The organism is Commensalibacter communis (genome assembly GCF_947179105.1).
GTDB classification, from domain to species: Bacteria; Pseudomonadota; Alphaproteobacteria; order Acetobacterales; family Acetobacteraceae; genus Commensalibacter; species Commensalibacter communis.
The window spans coordinates 104,691-123,646 of record NZ_CAMXCK010000003.1 but is presented as its reverse complement, the minus strand read 5'-3'; the positions used below and the strand labels follow the sequence as shown (position 1 = coordinate 123,646).

Genomic DNA, 18,956 nt, shown 5'->3' with positions numbered 1-18,956 from the left:
GAAAGAAATGAATCGTACGACCTTCAATAGCCGTACCCTGCTTTGTCTTTTAAGTTTTACTCTGGTTGCGCCCTCTGTTCTTGTGGATTTAATCCCACAAGCAGAAGCAAGAGCTGGTCGAGGCTCGTCTATGGGAAGTCGTGGCAGCAGAACCTATAGCGCCCCTTCTTATACCCGCAGCAGCCCGATGGGTGCACAACCAATGCAACGGACAATGACCCGTCCACCAGCAACGGCTCCGACCTCTAACAACAGTATGTCTGGTGGAGCACCTGGAATGGCTGGTGGGGCTATGAACCGCCCTGCTCAACAACAAGCCCCTGCCTCTGGTGGAATGAGCAACTTTACAAAAGGACTCATTGGGGGTGCTGTAGGTGCTGCAGGTTACCATATGCTGACAGGCAGCAAAGAAAGTAACGCGCAACAACCCACCAATCCAGATCAACAAGGCCAAGCTCAAAACGGACAACAAGCACCACAGCAAAAACAAGGTGGTGGCTTTATGAGCCTTTTAACGCGCTTAATCATTATTGGGTTAGTTGTATGGTTAGTGATGCGCTTTATTCGCAGACGTCGTGCTGCTGGCACAAATAACAACAATATGGCAGCAAACACCATGTCTGCTGCTAGTCGTGTCAATCCTTCGATGAACTCAAATCCTCAACCTGTGCAACAAACAAATATTCAGTTGCAACAAGAAGATTATGTAACGTTTCAACAACGTTTATTAGAAGTTCAAGATGCTTGGAATAGACAAGATTTGAATAGTTTGCAAAAAATTACAACACCAGAAATGATTGCGTATTTTAACGAACAATTAACAGATCTATCTAGCCAAGGATTGCATAATAGTACTTCGAATGTTCAATTTGTACAAGGTGACTTATCAGAAGCTTGGGCAGAAGGAAATAGAGAATATGCTACGGTTTCTATGCGCTATTCATTAATCGACATCACTACGGATAATACTGGGCGTGTTGTTGATGGTAATCCAAACCAACCTGTTAATATCACTGAGTTATGGACATTTGTCAGAGCAACAAACAATAAATGGTGGTTATTGTCTGCTATTCAGCAAACGAACTAATCCTTTTATCTTTTAATTGAGTGTATATTTTTATTTATATATTCAATTAAAATTTCTTTATAGTTTTCCTTAGATATAATATCAAAACCCCCATTCTGTAATTAAACAGAATGGGGGTTTTTTCAAAATATTGACTTATAAATCGTCTATAGCTGAATCAAAGACAAAATATATAAAATCCCACTTAATCCGAATAACGCTGAAAGTAATACAATATTACGTTGATTTTGACGGCGTATGAACTCTTTTTGCTGTTCTACAGTTAAAGAAATTGCTATCGTTTTTGCTTTTTGTTGCTTTCTCATTGTGATTTGTTTCCTTTAAACAAAATGATCGATAATCAAAGCAAGAAATAATAAAAATAAATAAATTAACGAAAAACGAAAAGAATGTCTGGCAGCTTTGTCATTATTTAAACTTAATCCTTCTGGGGTTTGCTTTTCCAACAAAACTTTAATCGCCATATAAATAAATCCAGCGTTTAGAAGAATTGCTGTCCCCATATAGATATAAGAAGTATATCCTAAATAAACAGGAGATAAAGATACAATTGCCAAAATAATTGTATAAATAAGAATCTGCCAACGCGTATGCCTTGCCCCCTTGACCACAGGAAGCATCGGTATTCCAGCACGCCCGTAATCTTTACAAGCATAGAGTGCAAGCGACCAAAAATGGGGAGGTGTCCATAAAAAAGTAATAGAAAATAAGATGATCGGGAAAAGATCCATACTGCCCGTTACAGAAGTCCACCCTATTAACGGAGGGAATGCACCCGCAGCCCCACCAATAACAATATTCTGTGGTGTAGAGCGCTTTAACCAAATCGTATAAACAACGCTGTAAAAGAAAATTGAAAATGCTAAAATCGCTGCCGTTAGAAAATTGGTTGCTAAAAACATCAAAATGACAGAAAGCACCGAAACGCCAATACCATAAATCAAAGCATCATTAGGATTAACTCTGCCTGCAGGCAATGGTCTGGTAATAGTTCTTTGCATAATCTGATCAATATCACGATCGTACCACATATTAATGGCACCCGCTCCACCAGAAGCCATACAAATACAAAGAATACTGATTAACGCAAGTATAGGATTGATATGACCAGGTGCCAAAACGATTCCTACAATACCTGTAAATACAACTAATGAAATAACTCTTGGTTTTAAGAGTACAAACCAATCTTTGACATTGCTGCCCACCACAGCAGCATCATAACGAATTCGTTTTGAGCCCATCGTTTCATCAGCAAGTGATTGCCCCATGAATTTATACCCTATTTTACACGAGAAAAGACAGGAGAAGGAAGTTGCCACTCATAAGTTACTGCTCCTGCACCCCAATAATTATTAGATATGCTAACTTTACTTGATAAAGCATGAATGAGAACGATAAGAAAGCTTAATAAAGATAATCCCATAAAAATCGCACCAATCAAGATCGATTTACTTCCTAATGAAAATATATCTAAGGTAAAGACAACACCTACACTTGTTAAAGTAAAATGCAATTTAGCCAAAAATTCTGAATATTGCTTTCCAAGGATTTTACCCATCCAAAAATAAAACCCAGCAAATACGGCAAATAAAACACCATAAGAAATACAAGAATGCATTAACCCAATTTCACTCATGATACCTTGATACGGCCATCCCAGGCTTAATAATCCAATAAAGCCAAATGACCATAAAATTGGTGCTGGAAAACGTCTTTCGCCTGAGAAAAATAATCGTAAGCAGTAAATAAAGAGGTATAGAGACAACCCATATAATGCGCATGAGTAGAAGATTTGAAGTATAAATCCTTGATGTAAACTGATCGCGTCATGGCTCAGTATCATTTTATTCCAAGCAAGCAATACAATTAATGGCACTAAAGCCATCGTTAAAATAACATAATTTGATTGCTTAATGGGTTGATTGGAAATTGTGCTAATAATATGAAAAACTATTGAAATTGCAGGAATGATTAAAATCATTACCATCGGATATGCAAATGAATGAACAGTTTGTTGAAGCGCTAAGCCTAGTTGTTCAGCTCTGAAATAATCTTTTGTTAATGCGGCTAGTAATACTGATGCAATCGACAATAATAATGCCGCAGCAATTCCTTGCCCCCAAACGAAGATTGGTAAAGAATTGTAACTGACTTCGGTTGCTCTGGTATTAATAATTGTAACCAGCATATTTACTGAAAATAAGAGCGCGGAAACTGACCAAAATCCCAAACTGCCCAAAGAAAATAGGGCATTTTGTGGATATAGAAAGGTAACAAAATTACAAATAAAGCCGATAAAAAGGAAAACAAAAGATAGAATACTCAAAAAATTGAATGCCATATCTTTGGTTTTAATTAAGATTGGAACAAACCAACTTCCTAGCCCCAACATCAAAGCAGGCTGTAACACAAAAAATACCATCATTCTGGCATGAGTTTGAGGTAAATTCTGTATAAAATCGCTATTACTAAATTCCCCGAGGATAGGAAAAAAAGCATTAAGTTGGACGAGTAGTGCAGATATACCGCCACTAATTCCAGCAAGTATTGCTAAAATTAAAGTGTTCATTCCAATTTTATAATGTGTATTCATTATATATTTCTATCACATGACTATTTGAAAAGAAAGACACATCCTATTCAATGCAAAATATGATTACGACCAATTTTATCGAACAAGATGAACCAAAGTAAACAATCCAAAAGGATGAACAGGCTGTAAAACTGCGCGTTGTAACGCTTCTGGTGGAAGCAAAGACTCGATTGAAAAATCTGGATGCCATCCTAATGCTTTTGAAGCTGGTGCCATAACACGTTCAATATAGTAACGCATTCCTTTTTGAGCCAGAAAATGGTTAACAAATAAAATATGACCACCAGGCTTTACGACGCGTTTTAATTCAGCAAATAAAAGGTCTGGATTTGGAACAACAGATGCAACAAACATTCCAACGGCAATATCAAATGACCCAGTTTCAAAATCAGTTGCCTCGGCATCCATTTCGTATAAATTATCAACATTAGATAAGTTTTGGCGGGCGACTCTTTGCCGGGCTTTTTTTAACATATCTGTTGATAAATCAATCCCAGTGATTCTTTTATCAGAATTATAAGAAGGAAGTGCTAAACCTGTTCCAACCCCTACTTCTAAAACTTTTGTTCCTGGTAAACGATTAACTTCTGCAACAGCGCAACGCCGTCCGAACGAAGAAATACTTCCAAAAACTGTATCATAGACCATCGCCCATCGACGATAGGCTAACTTAACAGCATCTGCATTTAACGCAGTATGAGGTGAAGGAGGCACGTTATTGCTCCCAAAAACTGTGAATGACAATATTATATAAGAAGACTTATTAACCAAAAAGAAATAAAAATCTAGTAAGTTTTTTCTTTTTTATAGTTATTAATATATTTTACGAACTTTAAAACAACATTTAATCCTGTATCCTAGGTAATCCCTTTTGATACATTATTTACAGTTTATAATAAAACTAATATAGAGTATAAATAAACTGTTAGCAAAAAATTAAGGAGGGTAAAGTCTTATATGTGGATAACATACTTTAATTGGTTCATGGCTTTGCTTAGTATCTTTATCTGGGTCGTTACTTATATTGTATGGCAACGTGACAAGGTCATGCCTTGGTTTGATAATAAATTTGGTAGAGATGATCCCATGCCTCCTACACCTAAACAGCAAATTAATCCAATAAATGTAGGAGACAACTCTGAAATTAATTACAAAAAAACGCAAGCTTCTGAATCAAAGAAAGACTGATTTTTATTTTAGATAAGTTTCAATAGCATCCCATACTATTCCTGCAGAATTAATATTATTAAATCGATCTAATTCCTGCAGACCTGTTGGTGATGTGACATTAATTTCTGTCAAATAATCACCTAAAACGTCGATTCCAACAAATAATAACCCTTGTTCTTTTAATGCTGGACCAATCAGTTCACAGATTTCTTTGTCTCTTGAGGTCAGATCAATCTTTTCTGCAATTCCACCAACATGCATATTTGAACGCAAATCCCCTTTTTGCGGTACACGATTGATTGCCCCAATAGGTTGTCCGTCAACCAATATAATCCTCTTATCTCCTAAACGAACGGCAGGTTCATAACGTTGGATCATCAAAGGTTCACGAGAGGCAGCAAATTGCATTTCTAGTAAGGAGTTTAAATTTTCGTCATCTTCACGAATACGAAAGACCCCTATTCCACCATTGCCAAACAAAGGTTTGATAATGATATCTTTATATTCTGCACGAAATTCACGAATTGCTTTGACATCACGAGTAATCAAAGTGGGTGGCATAATTTCTGGCCAAAGCGTTGCAAAGATTTTTTCCGGAGCATTTCGAACAGATGTGGGGTTATTAACCACAAATACTTTATCTTTGCCCACACCATGAATTTGCTCTAGCAAATGTGTCGCCGTAATGTATCCCATGTCAAACGGAGGATCTTGGCGCATCAACAAAACGTCAAAACCTTTCAGTTCAACTGTTTTTTCTTCACCATATTGCACATGATTATTTTGCACGCGCTGAACGGTTACATCACGCCCTCTTGCAGTGATTCTTTTTGAAACTGAATTGCTTTCTAAACTTAAAGTATCAACAGAATAGACAAATAATTCATATTTTCTGGCCTGGGCTTCTAACATTAATGCAAATGTAGAATCTCCATTAATATTAATCGTTTCAAGCGGATCCATTTGTACGGCAATTTTTAACATGGTTTTATACTCGTTTAAATTTATAATATCGTTTTAGGATGGATAAGAAACTGCAAGAATTTCAAGAAATTTTTCTCCAGCAGGACTTTGGAATTTGACCTCATCGCCTACCTTAGCATTCATTAAAGCCTTTGCGATGGGTGAAATCAAACTAATTTGCCCATGTTCTGTAATGGCTTCATCGACTCCAACGATGGTTACAGTATATTCTTGATCTTCTTCAGTCACATACGTAACAGTCGCTCCAAAATAGACCTTATTCTTCTGTGGTTGCTCTTTGGGATCGACGACGATGGCGTTATCTAATCGTTTGGATAAAAAGCGAACACGCCGATCAATTTCCCTTAACCTTCGCTTCCCGTAGATATAATCCCCATTTTCAGAACGATCTCCGTTCCCCGCTGCCCATGAAACGATCTCGACAATTTTTGGGCGTTCTTTATATAGTAAACCATTTAATTCCTCTTTGAGTCGATCAAAACCTTGAGGGGTTAAATGAGAAGGATATGAATTTGCCATTGTCATTTAATATTTTTCATTAGCTGCCTGAAAAAGAATATAGTATATCGCCTTGTACTGTTTGACCTGGTTTTAAAATCATCATACCTCGATCCGAGATTTCAGGCATATTCAGAGCATTATTCATGTTCGTTGCAGGTTCAAGGGTAAAGTAAGGCTGATTTTCTGGATTAAATAAAACTAAATGTTCAAACATACGGCTGCTGGTCATGGTTAAATAAGCATTTAGATGTTTCCAACGAATAAATGCAAAATTGTCCCACCCTGCATAACAATTATCAAGCTGCTCATCTTTACTCAATGCACGCATATGGTCAAAAGCCCAGCGACCGTCAATAGACATGCGCCCTTCTGGTAAGCCATTGCTGCCATTATTCCAGACTGATTTTGCTGTAAATCCAAGCTCCACCGAATCATTGCGTGGAAAATAAGGGTGAAACCCAAGGCCAACAGGTTGATTGCAACGATCGGTGTTTTGGAAAAAAATTCGAACGGACAATCCAGTAACAGAAATTGTGTATTTTAATTTTGCTTTATATGAAAAAGGCCATTGTTGCTTTGAATTTTTTGCAGGATCGAAATCAAGCGATAAAAGAACGCTATTCTTAGAAAAGCTATCCAATTCCCACTCTTTTTCCCAGGCATTCCCATGAATCGCATCTTTTTCATTTAAGGCGTTTTTATCAAGTCGATACTCCCGTCCTTCAAAAGAGAATTTTCCATCAGCAATACGATTAGAATAGGGTATCAACGGATAGGCTGCGATAATTTGATTAGCATTTTGTGCTAAATGCGAATTGATGAGAGGATAAAAAATAGGTGTATCTTGGCATAACCAATACCCAATTGCCCCACCCAAGGCAGGATATATACCAACACGATGATGCCCTGCTTTGATTTCTAACATTTTGTTCCTCAGCCTTTCTTAACGTTTTTAAGGTTTAAGTGCTTTCAAAGAAGAGTTCCTCCCTCCGTCAGACACAACCCCTATTCCTAATTCTGTTTCTTCTAGCTTTTTTATTTCATCACGTAAATATGCAGCTTCTTCAAATTCTAAATTCGCAGCAGCAGCACGCATTCTTTTTTCCAATTCTGCAATGGTTTGTTGTAAATTCTTACCGGTTAATGATGGATCTGCCAATCCTTTATCACGAGAAATCGTCACATAATCTTGCTCATAGACCGATGCCATTAATTCACCGATCTTTTTCTTGACGGTAAAAGGCGTAATGCCATGATCTTCATTCCATTTGGTTTGTTTCTCCCTGCGCCTTGCGGTTTCATTAATCGCATAATTCAAACTGTCAGTCATTTTATCCGCATAAAGCAATACCCGCCCCTCTAAGTTACGAGCTGCACGACCGATGGTTTGCACCAACGAAGTTTTGGAACGAAGGAATCCTTCTTTATCAGCGTCTAAAATTGCAACCAATTGACATTCAGGAATATCCAAGCCTTCTCTTAACAGGTTGATACCAATTAACACATCAAAGACACCTAGCCTTAGGTCACGAATAATTTCTATCCGTTCGAGGGTATCAATATCTGAATGGAGATAGCGAACTTTAATCCCCATTTCATTCATATAATCCGTTAGTTTTTCAGCCATTTTCTTGGTCAAGGTGGTTACCAATACACGCCCACCTTGATCGATCACTTTTCTGGACTCGGCCAACAAATCATCAACTTGCAAGTCAACAGGACGTACCTCTGTTATAGGATCAACCAACCCAGTTGGACGAATCACTTGTTCCACAAACACACCCTGAGCACGTTCTATTTCCCAAGGACCTGGTGTTGCACTGACAAAAATTGTTTGAGGACGATACGAATCCCACTCGGCGAAATTTAATGGCCTGTTATCTAAACAGGAAGGCAACCGAAACCCAAAATCAGATAACGTTTTTTTACGTGCATAATCCCCACGCTCCATCCCACCGATTTGCGGGACACTGACGTGACTTTCATCCACAATCAATAATGCATCTTCTGGTAAATATTCGAATAATGTCGGAGGTGGCTCACCAGGATGTCGCCCCGTTAAATAGCGCGAGTAATTTTCGATCCCTTTACATAACCCAGTCGTTTCAATCATTTCTAAATCAAACTGAGTCCGCTGTTGTATTCTTTCCGCTTCTAGTAACTTACCTTCTGCAACAAACTGATCCAACCTCAACTTCAATTCAGACTTGATGGTTTTAACGGCTTGAGTAAGCGTCGGGCGTGGCGTGACAAAATGACTATTGGCGTAAACGGTTATCGATTGTAACGATCCAGTCTTTACCCCTGTCAACGGATCAAACTCATCAATCTCTTCGACTTCATCACCGAATAAATGCACACGCCAAGCACGATCTGCATTTTGCACAGGGAAAATATCGATTGTTTCCCCACGCACTCGGAATGTGCCTCGTTGAAATGCCAAATCATTACGACGATATTGTTGTTCGACCAGTCCTTTAATTAATAGATCCCGACTAACCTCCCCACCGACTTCGACTTTAACCACCATTTTCGAATAAGATTCGGGCGATCCAATACCGTAAATACAGGAAACAGAGCCAACGATAATCACGTCATTTCGTTCTAGCAAAGCCTGCGTGGCAGCATGGCGCATTCGATCGATTTGCTCGTTAATTTGACTATCTTTTTCAATAAACGTATCAGAGCGTGGAATATAGGCTTCCGGTTGATAATAATCATAATAGCTGACGAAATATTCCACCGCATTATTGGGAAAGAACTCTTTCATTTCGCCATAAAGCTGAGCTGCCAATGTTTTATTAGGGGCAAGGATCAATGTAGGCTTTTGCACAGCCTCAATCACTTTGGCCATCGTAAAGGTTTTACCAGACCCTGTGACACCCAACAGAACCTGATCTTTCTCACCATTCATCACTCCTTCGGACAGGGCTTTGATCGCCGTCGGTTGATCGCCTGATGGTTCAAATTCAGAGACCACCTGCAACTTCTTGACTTTGGGTTTCGCAGGAATTTTTTCTGGATGGAAAATGACTTTGTAATCTGCAGCTTTGGTTTTTTTCATGGAAATTACTAATAAAGATGAAGCACAATGTATGAATATAGTATAGTAACAATATATAGAACTTTATCCTACAGAAACAATATCTTTTAATAATATATGACTATCAAGGGCATGGAGCTATGATTAAATTAATTGTCTGCATTATGCAGATCCATCCTTGGATATTAATTCCTATGTGTGAGAGAGCTGTTATATGAATATAGATGTTAATAAAATCAAAAAGAGCTTTATAATATCCTTAAGCTTGCCCCTAGTGGATTGCCATCAAAATATAAATAACATACAAAACGCAAAAATTTATAAGAACTTTGTAAAACACCAAACTCTTCCGAATATGACAAGAAATGATTATTTCCAAATCATCAGCGAATTGATTGAAGTATATCATGACAACCCAGTCGTGTTGGATGAATTATTGGATATTGAACTATCATATTATTTATAGATACACAAAAACATCTGAGAGCAATCTATAAAAATTTTATGTTTTATGACGCTTATCATAGATAGATGAGACTAAATCTATTCCATTTGAAGAAAAGGAAACGAGTTTTTCTTCATCCTTGAATAATAAACCTGCGTATCTCTTTATACGATAAGAAGTTAACACCATTAATCTTGAAAAAAATATAGTGCATTCTTTACTGTATATTTGGAATAACCAACTTTTCGCTTATTGAGGCAACATATAATCTTTTAAATAAAGGGCATAATATTTTTTATCGTGCGTTCAACATATTCTTCTTTTTCATGAATAGGTGCCACATAATGTAATGCATTTTTTGCTGCTTGAATATTTTCAAGGCGAGCAATAACCCAAGCTGCTAGATACACAGACGACAAACACCCTCCAGATGTAGCAATATTTCCTTCTGCATAAAAAGGCTGATCCAAAATTGTAATCCCATCCTCTTCCATCCAAGGTTTTGTTGTTATATCTGTGCAAGCTTTTTTATTTTTAAGAAGTCCTAATTTTGATAAAAGTAATACACCAGAGCACTGTGATGCCAATAGCTGTTTATCTGAATTGATTTGCAATTGGCGCATAATCCGATCATCATTTGCAATTGCACGCGTTTTCATCCCACTACCAATAATAACAGCATCCGCCTTGCTTGCTTGGGTCAATGAAATGTGAGCTTCTACCACAAGCCCATTCATTGAACGAACATAGTGTTGATTACTGGCTATTGATACCTGCCAATCTGGTTTTTTAACACGATTGAGTATTCCAAAAGCAATGATAGAGTCTAACTCATTATATTCTTCAAAAGTAATAATTGCGATATGCATTATTTATTCCTTATATTTTAAATTGAGTTATTCTTTTCTTTTTGAAGTAAACTATATTAGTATAAACTACTTTAACCAAATTTATTTTGTTAATTATAGGAATAGCATGTTTTTATCAGATCATTTTATCCATCATACTCAAAACCAAACTGGATCAGGAACACCAAACGGTGAAGACCTTCCTGCATGGGATTTATCCGACCTTTATCCTTCCCCTGACAGTCCAGAATTAAAAAATGACCTTGAAAAAGCACGCGAAAAAGTAGAAACTTTTGCTGCCAACTGGCAAGGCAATCTTGCAGATGCTTCGGGTCAAGAAATTGCTCTGGCGATTGAATTATATCAAGAGACCAGCGAAATCTTGGGGCGAATTGGTTCTTATGCACAATTAATTTTTGCTACGGATTCAACCGATGCCAAAAACGCACAATTTTACCAATATATTAACGAACAAATCACTAACATTAGCACCAAAACGCTCTTTTTTACCCTAGAATTAAATCGCATTTCCGAAGATGCTTTGAATAATAAGCTTTCTAACGAAGCATTATTATCTTGGAAACCCTTTCTGGATACTATTCGTGTATTTCGTCCTTATCAATTAAGTGACGAAATTGAAAAAGTTTTACATGAAAAATCCGTTACAGGCAGAGCCGCTTGGAACCGACTATATGACGAAACATTGGCCGCTATGCAAGTTTCTGTGCAAGATGAAAAAGTCAGCCTTGGTGAAGCATTAAACAAGCTCTCCTCTGGCGATCGTCAAGTCAGAGAATATGCTGCCAAAGGATTAGGAGAAAGCTTTAATAGCAATTTACGTTTATTCTCTTTAATCACCAATACATTGGCAAAAGACAAACATATCACAGACGAATGGCGCAAATTCCCTCGTGTTGATTCTGAACGTAATTGCGACAATATGATCGAAGATGAGGTCGTGGATGCATTGGTCAACGCAGTTACCCAAGATTATCAACGCTTGTCACACCGTTACTTTACATTAAAAGCAAAATGGTTAGGACTGGATAAATTACAACATTGGGATCGGAATGCGCCTTTACCTGATGATAATGACCAATTAATTCCTTGGGAACAAGCCAAAGAAATTGTTCATACCGCTTATAATGATTTCAATCCAGAAATGGGTGGTATGATTAAGGAATTTTTAGAAAAACCTTGGATTGACGCCACATTACGTCCAGGGAAATCTTCGGGTGCATTTGCACATCCAACCGTTCCACAAGTCCATCCTTATATCTTATTAAACTATCATGGACGCAATCGAGATGTGATGACCCTCGCCCACGAGTTGGGACATGGTATTCATCAACTTTTGGCTGCAAAACAAGGATATATTCAATCCAACACTCCGTTGACTTTGGCTGAAACGGCCAGCGTATTTGGTGAAATGTTGACCTTCCAAAGCCTGCTACAAAACCAAAAAACACCAGAACAACGCCGTATCATGTTAAGCCGTAAGGTCGAAGATATGTTAAATACGGTGGTTCGACAAATTGCCTTTTACCAATTTGAACGTAAAGTTCATGAAACTCGTCAAACGAATGAGTTACTTCCTGAACAAATTGGTCAATTCTGGATGGAAACCCAACAAGCCAGCCTTGGGCCAGCATTTGAATTTACGCCAGAATATGCATCCTATTGGACTTATATCCCGCATTTTATTCACTCTCCATTTTATGTGTATGCTTATGCATTTGGGGATTGTTTGGTCAATGCGCTTTACAAAGTCTATCAAGATGGACATGACAATTTCCAAGAAAAATATATGGAAATGCTACAAGCTGGCGGCACTAAAAAGCACAAAGAATTATTGGCTCCATTTGGCTTGGATGCCTCTGACCCTGCATTTTGGCGCAAAGGATTAGACGTTATTTCTCAATTTATTGATGAACTGGAACAGGCATAAGCCATGGAAAAAGATGATAATTTAGACAAAACTAGCCTCTTGGGTGGCATGCGCCGAATGATTAAATCCACAACAGCGGTGGGCGGGATTGCTGCCCGTCTGGCTGGTCAAAAGATGGGGATATCGGTCAATAAATCTGCACATGCTGAAGAGTTAAAAAATATTCTGGGTGGGCTCAAAGGGCCAATGATGAAAGTGGCTCAATTACTGAGCACCATTCCCAATGTGTTACCTGATGAATATGCAGATGAATTGGCTCATTTACAATCAAATGCTCCACCGATGGGTTGGTCATTTGTGCGTCGCCGTATGAAAGCAGAACTGGGCGCCAATTGGGAAACGCATTTTGCGTCTTTTCCCCAAGAAGCCTCCGCAGCAGCCAGTTTGGGTCAAGTGCACAAAGCAACGCTGCCCGACGGCCGCCAGGTTGCGTGTAAGTTACAATATCCAGATATGGCCAGCACGGTTGAATCTGATCTTAAACAGTTGCGTTTGTTAATCGGACTTTACCATCGTCTTGATAATGCGATTAAACAAGATGAAGTCTATAAAGAACTTGTGACGCGTTTACAAGAAGAGCTGGATTATAAGAGAGAAGCCGCGAATATGCGTTTGTTCTCTTTGATGTTAGAAAAGAATAAACGTACTATTGTTCCAAATATGATTGAAGAATTATCAACCAGTCGGTTATTAACAATGGATTGGGTTGAAGGAAAAGGCCTTCGCCAAATGATTGAGGGCGGTTTGGATCAAGCTCATCGTAATGACATTGCACGTTCTCTGTTCTGTTCTTGGTATATACCTTTTTACCAGTATGGTGTTATTCATGGTGACCCACATATGGGTAATTTTCTGATTAACCCTGACAATCATTTATGTTTGCTTGATTTCGGTTCAATTCGTATTTTCAAAGGCAAATTCGTCAAAGGCGTGATTGATCTTTGTAAAGCCATTGAAACAAATGACGATGAACTGGCGCATCATGCTTATACAGCATGGGGCTTTAAAAATATTTCCAAAGATACGATGGATATTCTAAATGAGTGGGCAAAATTCCTTTATGCACCATTGACACAAGATAAAGAACGTTCAATCCAAGATAATAGTGATCCTGATTTAGGGCGCAAAATTGCTGCCAAAGTCCACAAAGGCTTGCAACAGACTGGAGGCATTACGCCACCACGTGAATTTGTATTGGTTGATCGGTCTGCTATTGGGTTAGGAAGTTTATTTACGCGTCTGGATGCAAAATTGAACTGGCATCATTTATTCCAAGAAATGATTGCCAATTTTGATGCTGATGAGCTGGATAAAAACCAAGCAAAAGCAATGGAAATTGCCAAGGTTCCGCCTCCATTAGAATAATAATTTTTAATACTGATAAGGTTTATTTTAGGGAACGATATTGTTAATGATTTGTTTAGTCATGAACAACAATATTGTTCCTTATTAATATAACGCCTTTCCTCACTATTGCTCAGCAACAAGATAAAAAGCAAATTCTTGATGCATCGCTTAATCTAAGTTTTAATATCGATGATTTCGAATAATATCAACAAATGTACTTAGACATTATCAATATGTATGAAGATGAAGACATTGTTGGTTTGTCCATTACTTATATTGGACATATTGCCAGAATGTATGAAAAAGTTAATATGGCTTTGATTACATCTATCCTTGAAAACATACAGGAAAAATAAAAGAGGCTTTGGATGATATTAAAATTATTTGTCAAACATAAGCATTCTTGAACCTTACCAATTCATTTCTTCGAAACTAAATGACTATTTTACAGAAACGATATAATCGTTATTTCCTTTCATGTAATTATGATATTTACATTTAATATGAAAACTATCGGTAATTTTATTTGTAACAGAAAAACTTACAAGAACTAAAGATACCTTTATTTAATCACGCATTCTTCATATTTTATCCATAATTGTTATAGATATTAAACGAAACCAAATTAAATATAAATGAGAGATCCAATGAAAAAATACGCTTTACTTGCCCTATCAATGCTTTTACTTCCATCTGTTTCTTTCGCTCAAGAACAAGAGGCTTTACAAACTACGACGACAACGTCTAGTCAAAATGAAGATAACGGAAGTCAGCAACAAAAATCTCGTGATGACAATGACCACAACCGTGGAGATCGACGCAATTCTCTTGACGATAATGATCGCAACCGTGGGGATCATCGTAATTCTCGTGATGACAATGATCGCAACCGTGGGGATCATCGTAATTCTCGTGATGACAATGATCATAACCCTGGAGACCGTCATGAACAAAATAATCATGACTCCCACAAACACGGCCATCATAACGATTAACCAAAGCAAAAAAGCTATTCAACATAATTGAGTAGCTTTTTCTAACGCTTACTATCTAATCTTCATAATTTATTCAAAATCATTTTTTGTATTGAATGCATCATTCAAAGAATAGTTTGTTGAGGAAGACATGAGAAAATATATAATATCAGCCTTATCCCTATTATTAGTTCCATCATTATCTTTGGCTCAAGGTAAAAATAATGCTGTGCAACAAATAACAAAACAAAGAGATATAGCTGATTATAACTGTAAAAATAACTTGCCTAATCAAAGGGCTGCAATCGGATTTTGTAAAAAAAGAGATGGTTTACAAAAAAAATTAGACAATATGAATAACGGTTATAACAATAATCAAAATCAACGTAATCACAACAGTCATAATCATCGCGACCATCATAATAACCAAGATCGTCACAATCACTAATAAAAAAAGCTAATCTAACTCTAGATTAGCTTTTTTACATCGAATCAAAAATTAAAAAACTGGCTTTAATGCACGATATGTATTTTTAAATTGCTCATATTTTTCTTTGTATAAAGCACTAATCTGTGGATGAGGATCATAAGACGCCTCAACAGAGGGTTCTGGTAATAAATCACCGAACGGAACGTCAGGATTAGCACTCAACATTGCGAGACGAGCAGCCCCTAATGCAGGCCCTACATCACCACCTTGACGATAATCCAAATTTTGACCCGTCACATCTGCCAATAATTGTCTCCAAAAAGCACTTCTTGCACCACCACCAATTAAGCTGATACGGTCAGGTTTTATTCCTGTGGCATGCAAAACTTCCATTCCTTCAGCCAATCCCAAACTGACCCCTTCAACAACAGCACGAGCAATATCTTTGCGATCATGTTTATGAGTTAATCCAACAAAACATCCTGTTGCTTTGGCATTATTATGTGGAGTACGCTCACCAGATAAGTAGGGCAAGAATAAGATAGACGTAGGATCTTGACCTGTTGTTTCAGCCAATTGTAAAAGCTCTGGAACAGAATTAACGCCTGTAATTTTCGTTGCCCAATCCAAACAAGAAGCAGCGCTAAGCATCACAGACATTAAATGCCAAGTATTAGGTAGAGCATGACAAAAACTATGTACTGCCTTTTCTGGATTGCTTAAAAACCCATCGCTTGCAACAAAATAAACCCCAGAAGTTCCCAAAGATAGCATTGCTTGACCTTTGCGCCAAATACCAACGCCAATCGCTCCTGCTGCATTATCGCCACCACCTGCAACAATAGTGACTTTATTAGAAAGTCCCCAACGGCTTGCAAGTTCTGGTTTAAGCGTTCCAGTTGACTGGTTGCCTTCGAACAATTTAGGCATATTATCTTCTGATAAACCACAAGCATTCAATAATGGTTTATACCAAGAGCGCTTGCCCACATCCATCCACATTGTGCCCGCAGCATCAGACATATCGGAGGCAAAAATACCATTCATTAACCAACGCAAATAATCCTTTGGCAGCAAAACTTTGTCAATTTGACTGTAAATTGCAGGTTCATATTTACGTACCCAACAAATCTTAGGTGCGGTAAAGCCCGGCATCATCAAATTACCAGTGACTTTACGAGACTCTGGCACGGCCTCTTCTAGCTCTATACATTCTTGATAGCTACGTCCATCATTCCACAAAATCGCAGGGCGCAAGATTTTACCATTTTTATCCAATAAAACAGCACCATGCATTTGACCAGCTAGACCGATAGATTGCACATCTTTTAAAGAAATTTGACTACCCAAAGCTTGAATAACCTTGTCAGTCGCTTCCCACCAAGAGTTAGGATCTTGTTCAGACCATAATGGCTGAGGTCGAGATACAGTTAATTTTTCAGTATGGCTGGCCAGGATATGATGATTATCATCTAACACAATTCCTTTGATACCAGACGTTCCTATATCAATACCTATATACATGGGGTTAACTCCCGTTTTGATGTTTAAAAATAATAACTGAAATATTGTCTATAATTTATATATAAAAAACATAAAAATGACCACTAAATTGAAAAACCAATACCTGGATTAATGCGCTGATTTCGAAACGTGACAAGCATTTTTAAACCCTTTTTGACAACTTTGAGCGAATAAATCGGATGCATGTTTACTATCTTTGGTTACATTTGATCCATTTGAATATAAATTCCCTAAAATGAACATCGCCTCTGCGTCACCGTTTTTGACAGCTGCTTGTAAATAAGAAAGAGCTGCCTGCTTATCAGGATTTTGAACATTCTCTAACAGCTCAATCTTTGCAAATTCTCGTTGAGCTCCAACAAACCCTTGTTGTGCAGATTGTTTGAACAATTTTCTGGATTGATCTATGTTTTTAACAGTCCCTAGCCCGTTTTTATATAATTGACCAAGCGCGTATTGCAATTCAGGATTATGGCTGTTAATGCCTTTATTATAAATCTCGAATGCTTTTTGATAGTTGACAGGAACACCCAACCCATGTTCGTAGATCTGCCCCAGTTGCAAGATAGCCTGAACATTGCCTTTGTCTGCAGCTTTTTGGTACCATGTGATCGCTTTATCATACTCTTTGCTATTACTTAAGTAATATGAACCCAGCTTTAATTCAGCCTCTATATTTCCCTGATCTGCAGCTTTTTGATAGAATGTTATGGCTTTTGACATATCCTTAGGCACGTCTAGCCCTTGTGCGTAAATATCCCCAAGCATACATAAAGCCCCCACATTGTTTTGATTAGCAGCTTTTTCATACCATTCAATTGCTTTTTGATGGTCTATTGGAACGGTAATCCCCTTAAAATACATAGAGGCGATTTTATATTGTGCCAACGCGTTACCGTTTTGGGCGCTTTGTTGAAATAATTTAAATGCTTCAGAAGGATCTTCATTGACACCTCTGCCATTCATATACATTTCGCCAAGCATATAAGAGGCATTATTATCACCTTGTTTTGCTGCTTTATCGTACCAAAAGGCTGCTTTTGTACTGTCTTGTGGGATATTGTCCCCCTTGTCATACAAGGTTGCTAATAAATATTGGGCTTGAATATTATTTCCACCTGCTGCTTTTTTAAGAAGTTCGAATGCCTTATTATAATTAACCTCTACCCCTAAGCCATCTCTATATAATTTGGCTAAATGGAAAGCTGATTTTGAATGTACTTTTACGGATTTTTCATACCAATAGACTGCTTTGGAATAATCACGCTCGACACCGTTTCCATCTTCATACATTAAACCAAGATAATATTGAGCGTCATGATTACCTTTGTAAGCAGCTTGTTCGAAATACGAAAACGCTTTTTTTGGATCAGCAGGAATATTTTTCCCTTCGAAATACAAAGACCCTAGATATACAAGTGCTTTTACGTAACCATCTCCTGCAGCTTTTTTTAAATAATCCAATCCTTTTTCAATATTTTTAGCAGTACCTATCCCATTAAAATATGCAAAGCCCAAAGCATAACGTGCTGCAGCATTGCCAAGTTGAGCAGATTTTTCATACCATTTTACGGCCTCAGCATGATCTTCTTCAACACCGCGAGCATGATCGTACATGCTGCCCAAAGCATATTGTGCTTTGGCATGATTTTTCATCGCAGCTTGTTTATATAGTTCAATTGCTTTTTTTAAATCCTGAGAAGCGCCTTGACCTTTTTCATACATAACACCCAACATATATTGAGCATCATCATTCCCACCATTTGCGGATTGCTCTAGATACTCACGAGCTTTTTTAAAATCCTGAGGGTTACCCTCGCCTTGTATATACATACTGGCGCGGTTAAATTGGGCTTCGATAAAACCAGTACGAATTGTTTTGTAAAAACAAATACATAAAATAATAAAAACAACACAAGCAAAGGCTGCTATTTTACCAACAAGAGCAATATGAGTTCGAGACATAAGAAACCAATAGAAACAAAAAAATCATTTAATATTTACATTTGAGTGATACCATACTGCTTTTTCTCATCTCATGATAGAAAAAAGAATATTAAAT

The 18,956-nt window shown here is 37.6% G+C and carries 18 protein-coding genes and 1 pseudogene; 8 read left to right on the top strand and 11 right to left on the bottom strand.

What is annotated here, in order from left to right; translation table 11 throughout:
* The first annotated feature begins 7 nt into the window (after window positions 1-7).
* Entirely contained in the window at window positions 8-1,087 is a 1,080-nt protein-coding gene (locus PQG52_RS07195; RefSeq protein WP_271828750.1) for a Tim44 domain-containing protein, read from the top strand.
* A 146-nt stretch (window positions 1,088-1,233) separates the two neighbouring features.
* Here PQG52_RS07195 and PQG52_RS07190 read toward each other — a convergent pair whose 3' ends face one another.
* The 4 genes from PQG52_RS07190 to PQG52_RS07175 all read right to left on the bottom strand — a co-directional run bounded on the left by PQG52_RS07190 (window position 1,234) and on the right by PQG52_RS07175 (window position 4,394).
* Complete coding sequence (locus tag PQG52_RS07190; protein WP_271828749.1) at window positions 1,234-1,392, bottom strand: hypothetical protein; 159 nt, start codon at window positions 1,390-1,392, stop codon at window positions 1,234-1,236.
* 15 nt (window positions 1,393-1,407) lie between these two features.
* Entirely contained in the window at window positions 1,408-2,355 is a 948-nt protein-coding gene (gene cyoE, locus PQG52_RS07185) for a heme o synthase (protein WP_271828748.1), read from the bottom strand.
* A gap of 11 nt (window positions 2,356-2,366) precedes the next feature.
* Window positions 2,367-3,680 carry a cbb3-type cytochrome c oxidase subunit I gene (locus PQG52_RS07180; protein WP_271828747.1) on the bottom strand — a complete coding sequence of 438 codons (1,314 nt, stop codon included), beginning with the start codon at window positions 3,678-3,680 and terminating at the stop codon, window positions 2,367-2,369.
* 75 nt (window positions 3,681-3,755) lie between these two features.
* Complete coding sequence (locus PQG52_RS07175) at window positions 3,756-4,394, bottom strand: class I SAM-dependent methyltransferase (RefSeq protein WP_271788482.1); 639 nt, start codon at window positions 4,392-4,394, stop codon at window positions 3,756-3,758.
* A 243-nt stretch (window positions 4,395-4,637) separates the two neighbouring features.
* On the opposite strand from PQG52_RS07175, the gene PQG52_RS07170 reads away from it, so the two are divergent.
* Complete coding sequence (locus tag PQG52_RS07170; protein ID WP_271828746.1) at window positions 4,638-4,868, top strand: hypothetical protein; 231 nt, start codon at window positions 4,638-4,640, stop codon at window positions 4,866-4,868.
* Window positions 4,869-4,871: 3 nt separating this feature from the next.
* Here PQG52_RS07170 and gshB read toward each other — a convergent pair whose 3' ends face one another.
* From gshB to uvrB, 4 genes and pseudogenes are all read right to left on the bottom strand, one after another.
* Window positions 4,872-5,834, bottom strand: a complete 963-nt coding sequence (gene gshB / locus PQG52_RS07165) for a glutathione synthase (RefSeq protein WP_271828745.1) — start codon at window positions 5,832-5,834, stop codon at window positions 4,872-4,874.
* Between the two features lie 33 nt (window positions 5,835-5,867).
* Window positions 5,868-6,359 (bottom strand): transcription elongation factor GreB, encoded by a 492-nt coding sequence (gene greB, locus PQG52_RS07160; protein WP_271788479.1) that lies wholly within the window; start codon window positions 6,357-6,359, stop codon window positions 5,868-5,870.
* Between the two features lie 13 nt (window positions 6,360-6,372).
* Complete coding sequence (locus tag PQG52_RS07155; protein ID WP_271788478.1) at window positions 6,373-7,260, bottom strand: aldose 1-epimerase; 888 nt, start codon at window positions 7,258-7,260, stop codon at window positions 6,373-6,375.
* A gap of 81 nt (window positions 7,261-7,341) precedes the next feature.
* Window positions 7,342-9,399: pseudogene (gene uvrB, locus PQG52_RS07150) on the bottom strand (excinuclease ABC subunit UvrB); the annotation flags it as partial.
* Window positions 9,400-9,592: 193 nt separating this feature from the next.
* Between uvrB and PQG52_RS07145 the strand changes: the two are divergent.
* Window positions 9,593-9,844, top strand: coding sequence for a hypothetical protein (locus PQG52_RS07145; protein ID WP_271828743.1), 252 nt, complete (start codon window positions 9,593-9,595; stop codon window positions 9,842-9,844).
* A gap of 251 nt (window positions 9,845-10,095) precedes the next feature.
* Here PQG52_RS07145 and PQG52_RS07140 read toward each other — a convergent pair whose 3' ends face one another.
* A complete protein-coding gene (locus tag PQG52_RS07140) occupies window positions 10,096-10,692 on the bottom strand; it encodes a DJ-1/PfpI family protein (protein WP_271828742.1) in 597 nt (198 codons plus the stop codon).
* Between the two features lie 106 nt (window positions 10,693-10,798).
* Between PQG52_RS07140 and PQG52_RS07135 the strand changes: the two genes are divergently transcribed.
* From PQG52_RS07135 to PQG52_RS07115, 5 genes are all read left to right on the top strand, one after another.
* Window positions 10,799-12,619 (top strand): M3 family oligoendopeptidase, encoded by a 1,821-nt coding sequence (locus tag PQG52_RS07135; RefSeq protein WP_271828741.1) that lies wholly within the window; start codon window positions 10,799-10,801, stop codon window positions 12,617-12,619.
* Window positions 12,620-12,622: 3 nt separating this feature from the next.
* Complete coding sequence (locus tag PQG52_RS07130; RefSeq protein WP_271828740.1) at window positions 12,623-13,984, top strand: ABC1 kinase family protein; 1,362 nt, start codon at window positions 12,623-12,625, stop codon at window positions 13,982-13,984.
* Window positions 13,985-14,199: 215 nt separating this feature from the next.
* Window positions 14,200-14,322 (top strand): hypothetical protein, encoded by a 123-nt coding sequence (locus PQG52_RS07125; protein WP_271828739.1) that lies wholly within the window; start codon window positions 14,200-14,202, stop codon window positions 14,320-14,322.
* 291 nt (window positions 14,323-14,613) lie between these two features.
* On the top strand, window positions 14,614-14,961 hold the full coding sequence (locus PQG52_RS07120; protein ID WP_271828737.1) for a hypothetical protein: 348 nt from the start codon (window positions 14,614-14,616) through the stop codon (window positions 14,959-14,961).
* Window positions 14,962-15,091: 130 nt separating this feature from the next.
* Window positions 15,092-15,388: a hypothetical protein gene (locus PQG52_RS07115; protein ID WP_271790178.1), complete on the top strand. Its 297-nt coding sequence runs from the start codon at window positions 15,092-15,094 to the stop codon at window positions 15,386-15,388.
* Window positions 15,389-15,439: 51 nt separating this feature from the next.
* Here the strand turns inward: PQG52_RS07115 and xylB are convergent, their stop codons facing one another.
* Entirely contained in the window at window positions 15,440-16,894 is a 1,455-nt protein-coding gene (gene xylB / locus PQG52_RS07110) for a xylulokinase (protein ID WP_271828736.1), read from the bottom strand.
* A 108-nt stretch (window positions 16,895-17,002) separates the two neighbouring features.
* A complete protein-coding gene (locus tag PQG52_RS07105) occupies window positions 17,003-18,859 on the bottom strand; it encodes a tetratricopeptide repeat protein (protein WP_271828735.1) in 1,857 nt (618 codons plus the stop codon).
* Window positions 18,860-18,956: the final 97 nt, after the last annotated feature.

Coding starts and splice junctions, on each gene's coding strand:
- PQG52_RS07140 (WP_271828742.1), bottom strand. CDS start 10,692: ATGCATATCGCAATTATTACTTTTGAAGAATATAATGAGTTAGACTCT.
- PQG52_RS07190 (WP_271828749.1), bottom strand. CDS start 1,392: ATGAGAAAGCAACAAAAAGCAAAAACGATAGCAATTTCTTTAACTGTA.
- PQG52_RS07135 (WP_271828741.1), top strand. CDS start 10,799: ATGTTTTTATCAGATCATTTTATCCATCATACTCAAAACCAAACTGGA.
- PQG52_RS07195 (WP_271828750.1), top strand. CDS start 8: ATGAATCGTACGACCTTCAATAGCCGTACCCTGCTTTGTCTTTTAAGT.
- PQG52_RS07170 (WP_271828746.1), top strand. CDS start 4,638: ATGTGGATAACATACTTTAATTGGTTCATGGCTTTGCTTAGTATCTTT.
- xylB (WP_271828736.1), bottom strand. CDS start 16,894: ATGTATATAGGTATTGATATAGGAACGTCTGGTATCAAAGGAATTGTG.
- PQG52_RS07145 (WP_271828743.1), top strand. CDS start 9,593: ATGAATATAGATGTTAATAAAATCAAAAAGAGCTTTATAATATCCTTA.
- cyoE (WP_271828748.1), bottom strand. CDS start 2,355: ATGGGGCAATCACTTGCTGATGAAACGATGGGCTCAAAACGAATTCGT.
- PQG52_RS07155 (WP_271788478.1), bottom strand. CDS start 7,260: ATGTTAGAAATCAAAGCAGGGCATCATCGTGTTGGTATATATCCTGCC.
- PQG52_RS07120 (WP_271828737.1), top strand. CDS start 14,614: ATGAAAAAATACGCTTTACTTGCCCTATCAATGCTTTTACTTCCATCT.
- PQG52_RS07105 (WP_271828735.1), bottom strand. CDS start 18,859: ATGTCTCGAACTCATATTGCTCTTGTTGGTAAAATAGCAGCCTTTGCT.
- gshB (WP_271828745.1), bottom strand. CDS start 5,834: ATGTTAAAAATTGCCGTACAAATGGATCCGCTTGAAACGATTAATATT.
- PQG52_RS07130 (WP_271828740.1), top strand. CDS start 12,623: ATGGAAAAAGATGATAATTTAGACAAAACTAGCCTCTTGGGTGGCATG.
- greB (WP_271788479.1), bottom strand. CDS start 6,359: ATGACAATGGCAAATTCATATCCTTCTCATTTAACCCCTCAAGGTTTT.
- PQG52_RS07115 (WP_271790178.1), top strand. CDS start 15,092: ATGAGAAAATATATAATATCAGCCTTATCCCTATTATTAGTTCCATCA.
- PQG52_RS07125 (WP_271828739.1), top strand. CDS start 14,200: ATGTATGAAGATGAAGACATTGTTGGTTTGTCCATTACTTATATTGGA.
- PQG52_RS07180 (WP_271828747.1), bottom strand. CDS start 3,680: ATGAATACACATTATAAAATTGGAATGAACACTTTAATTTTAGCAATA.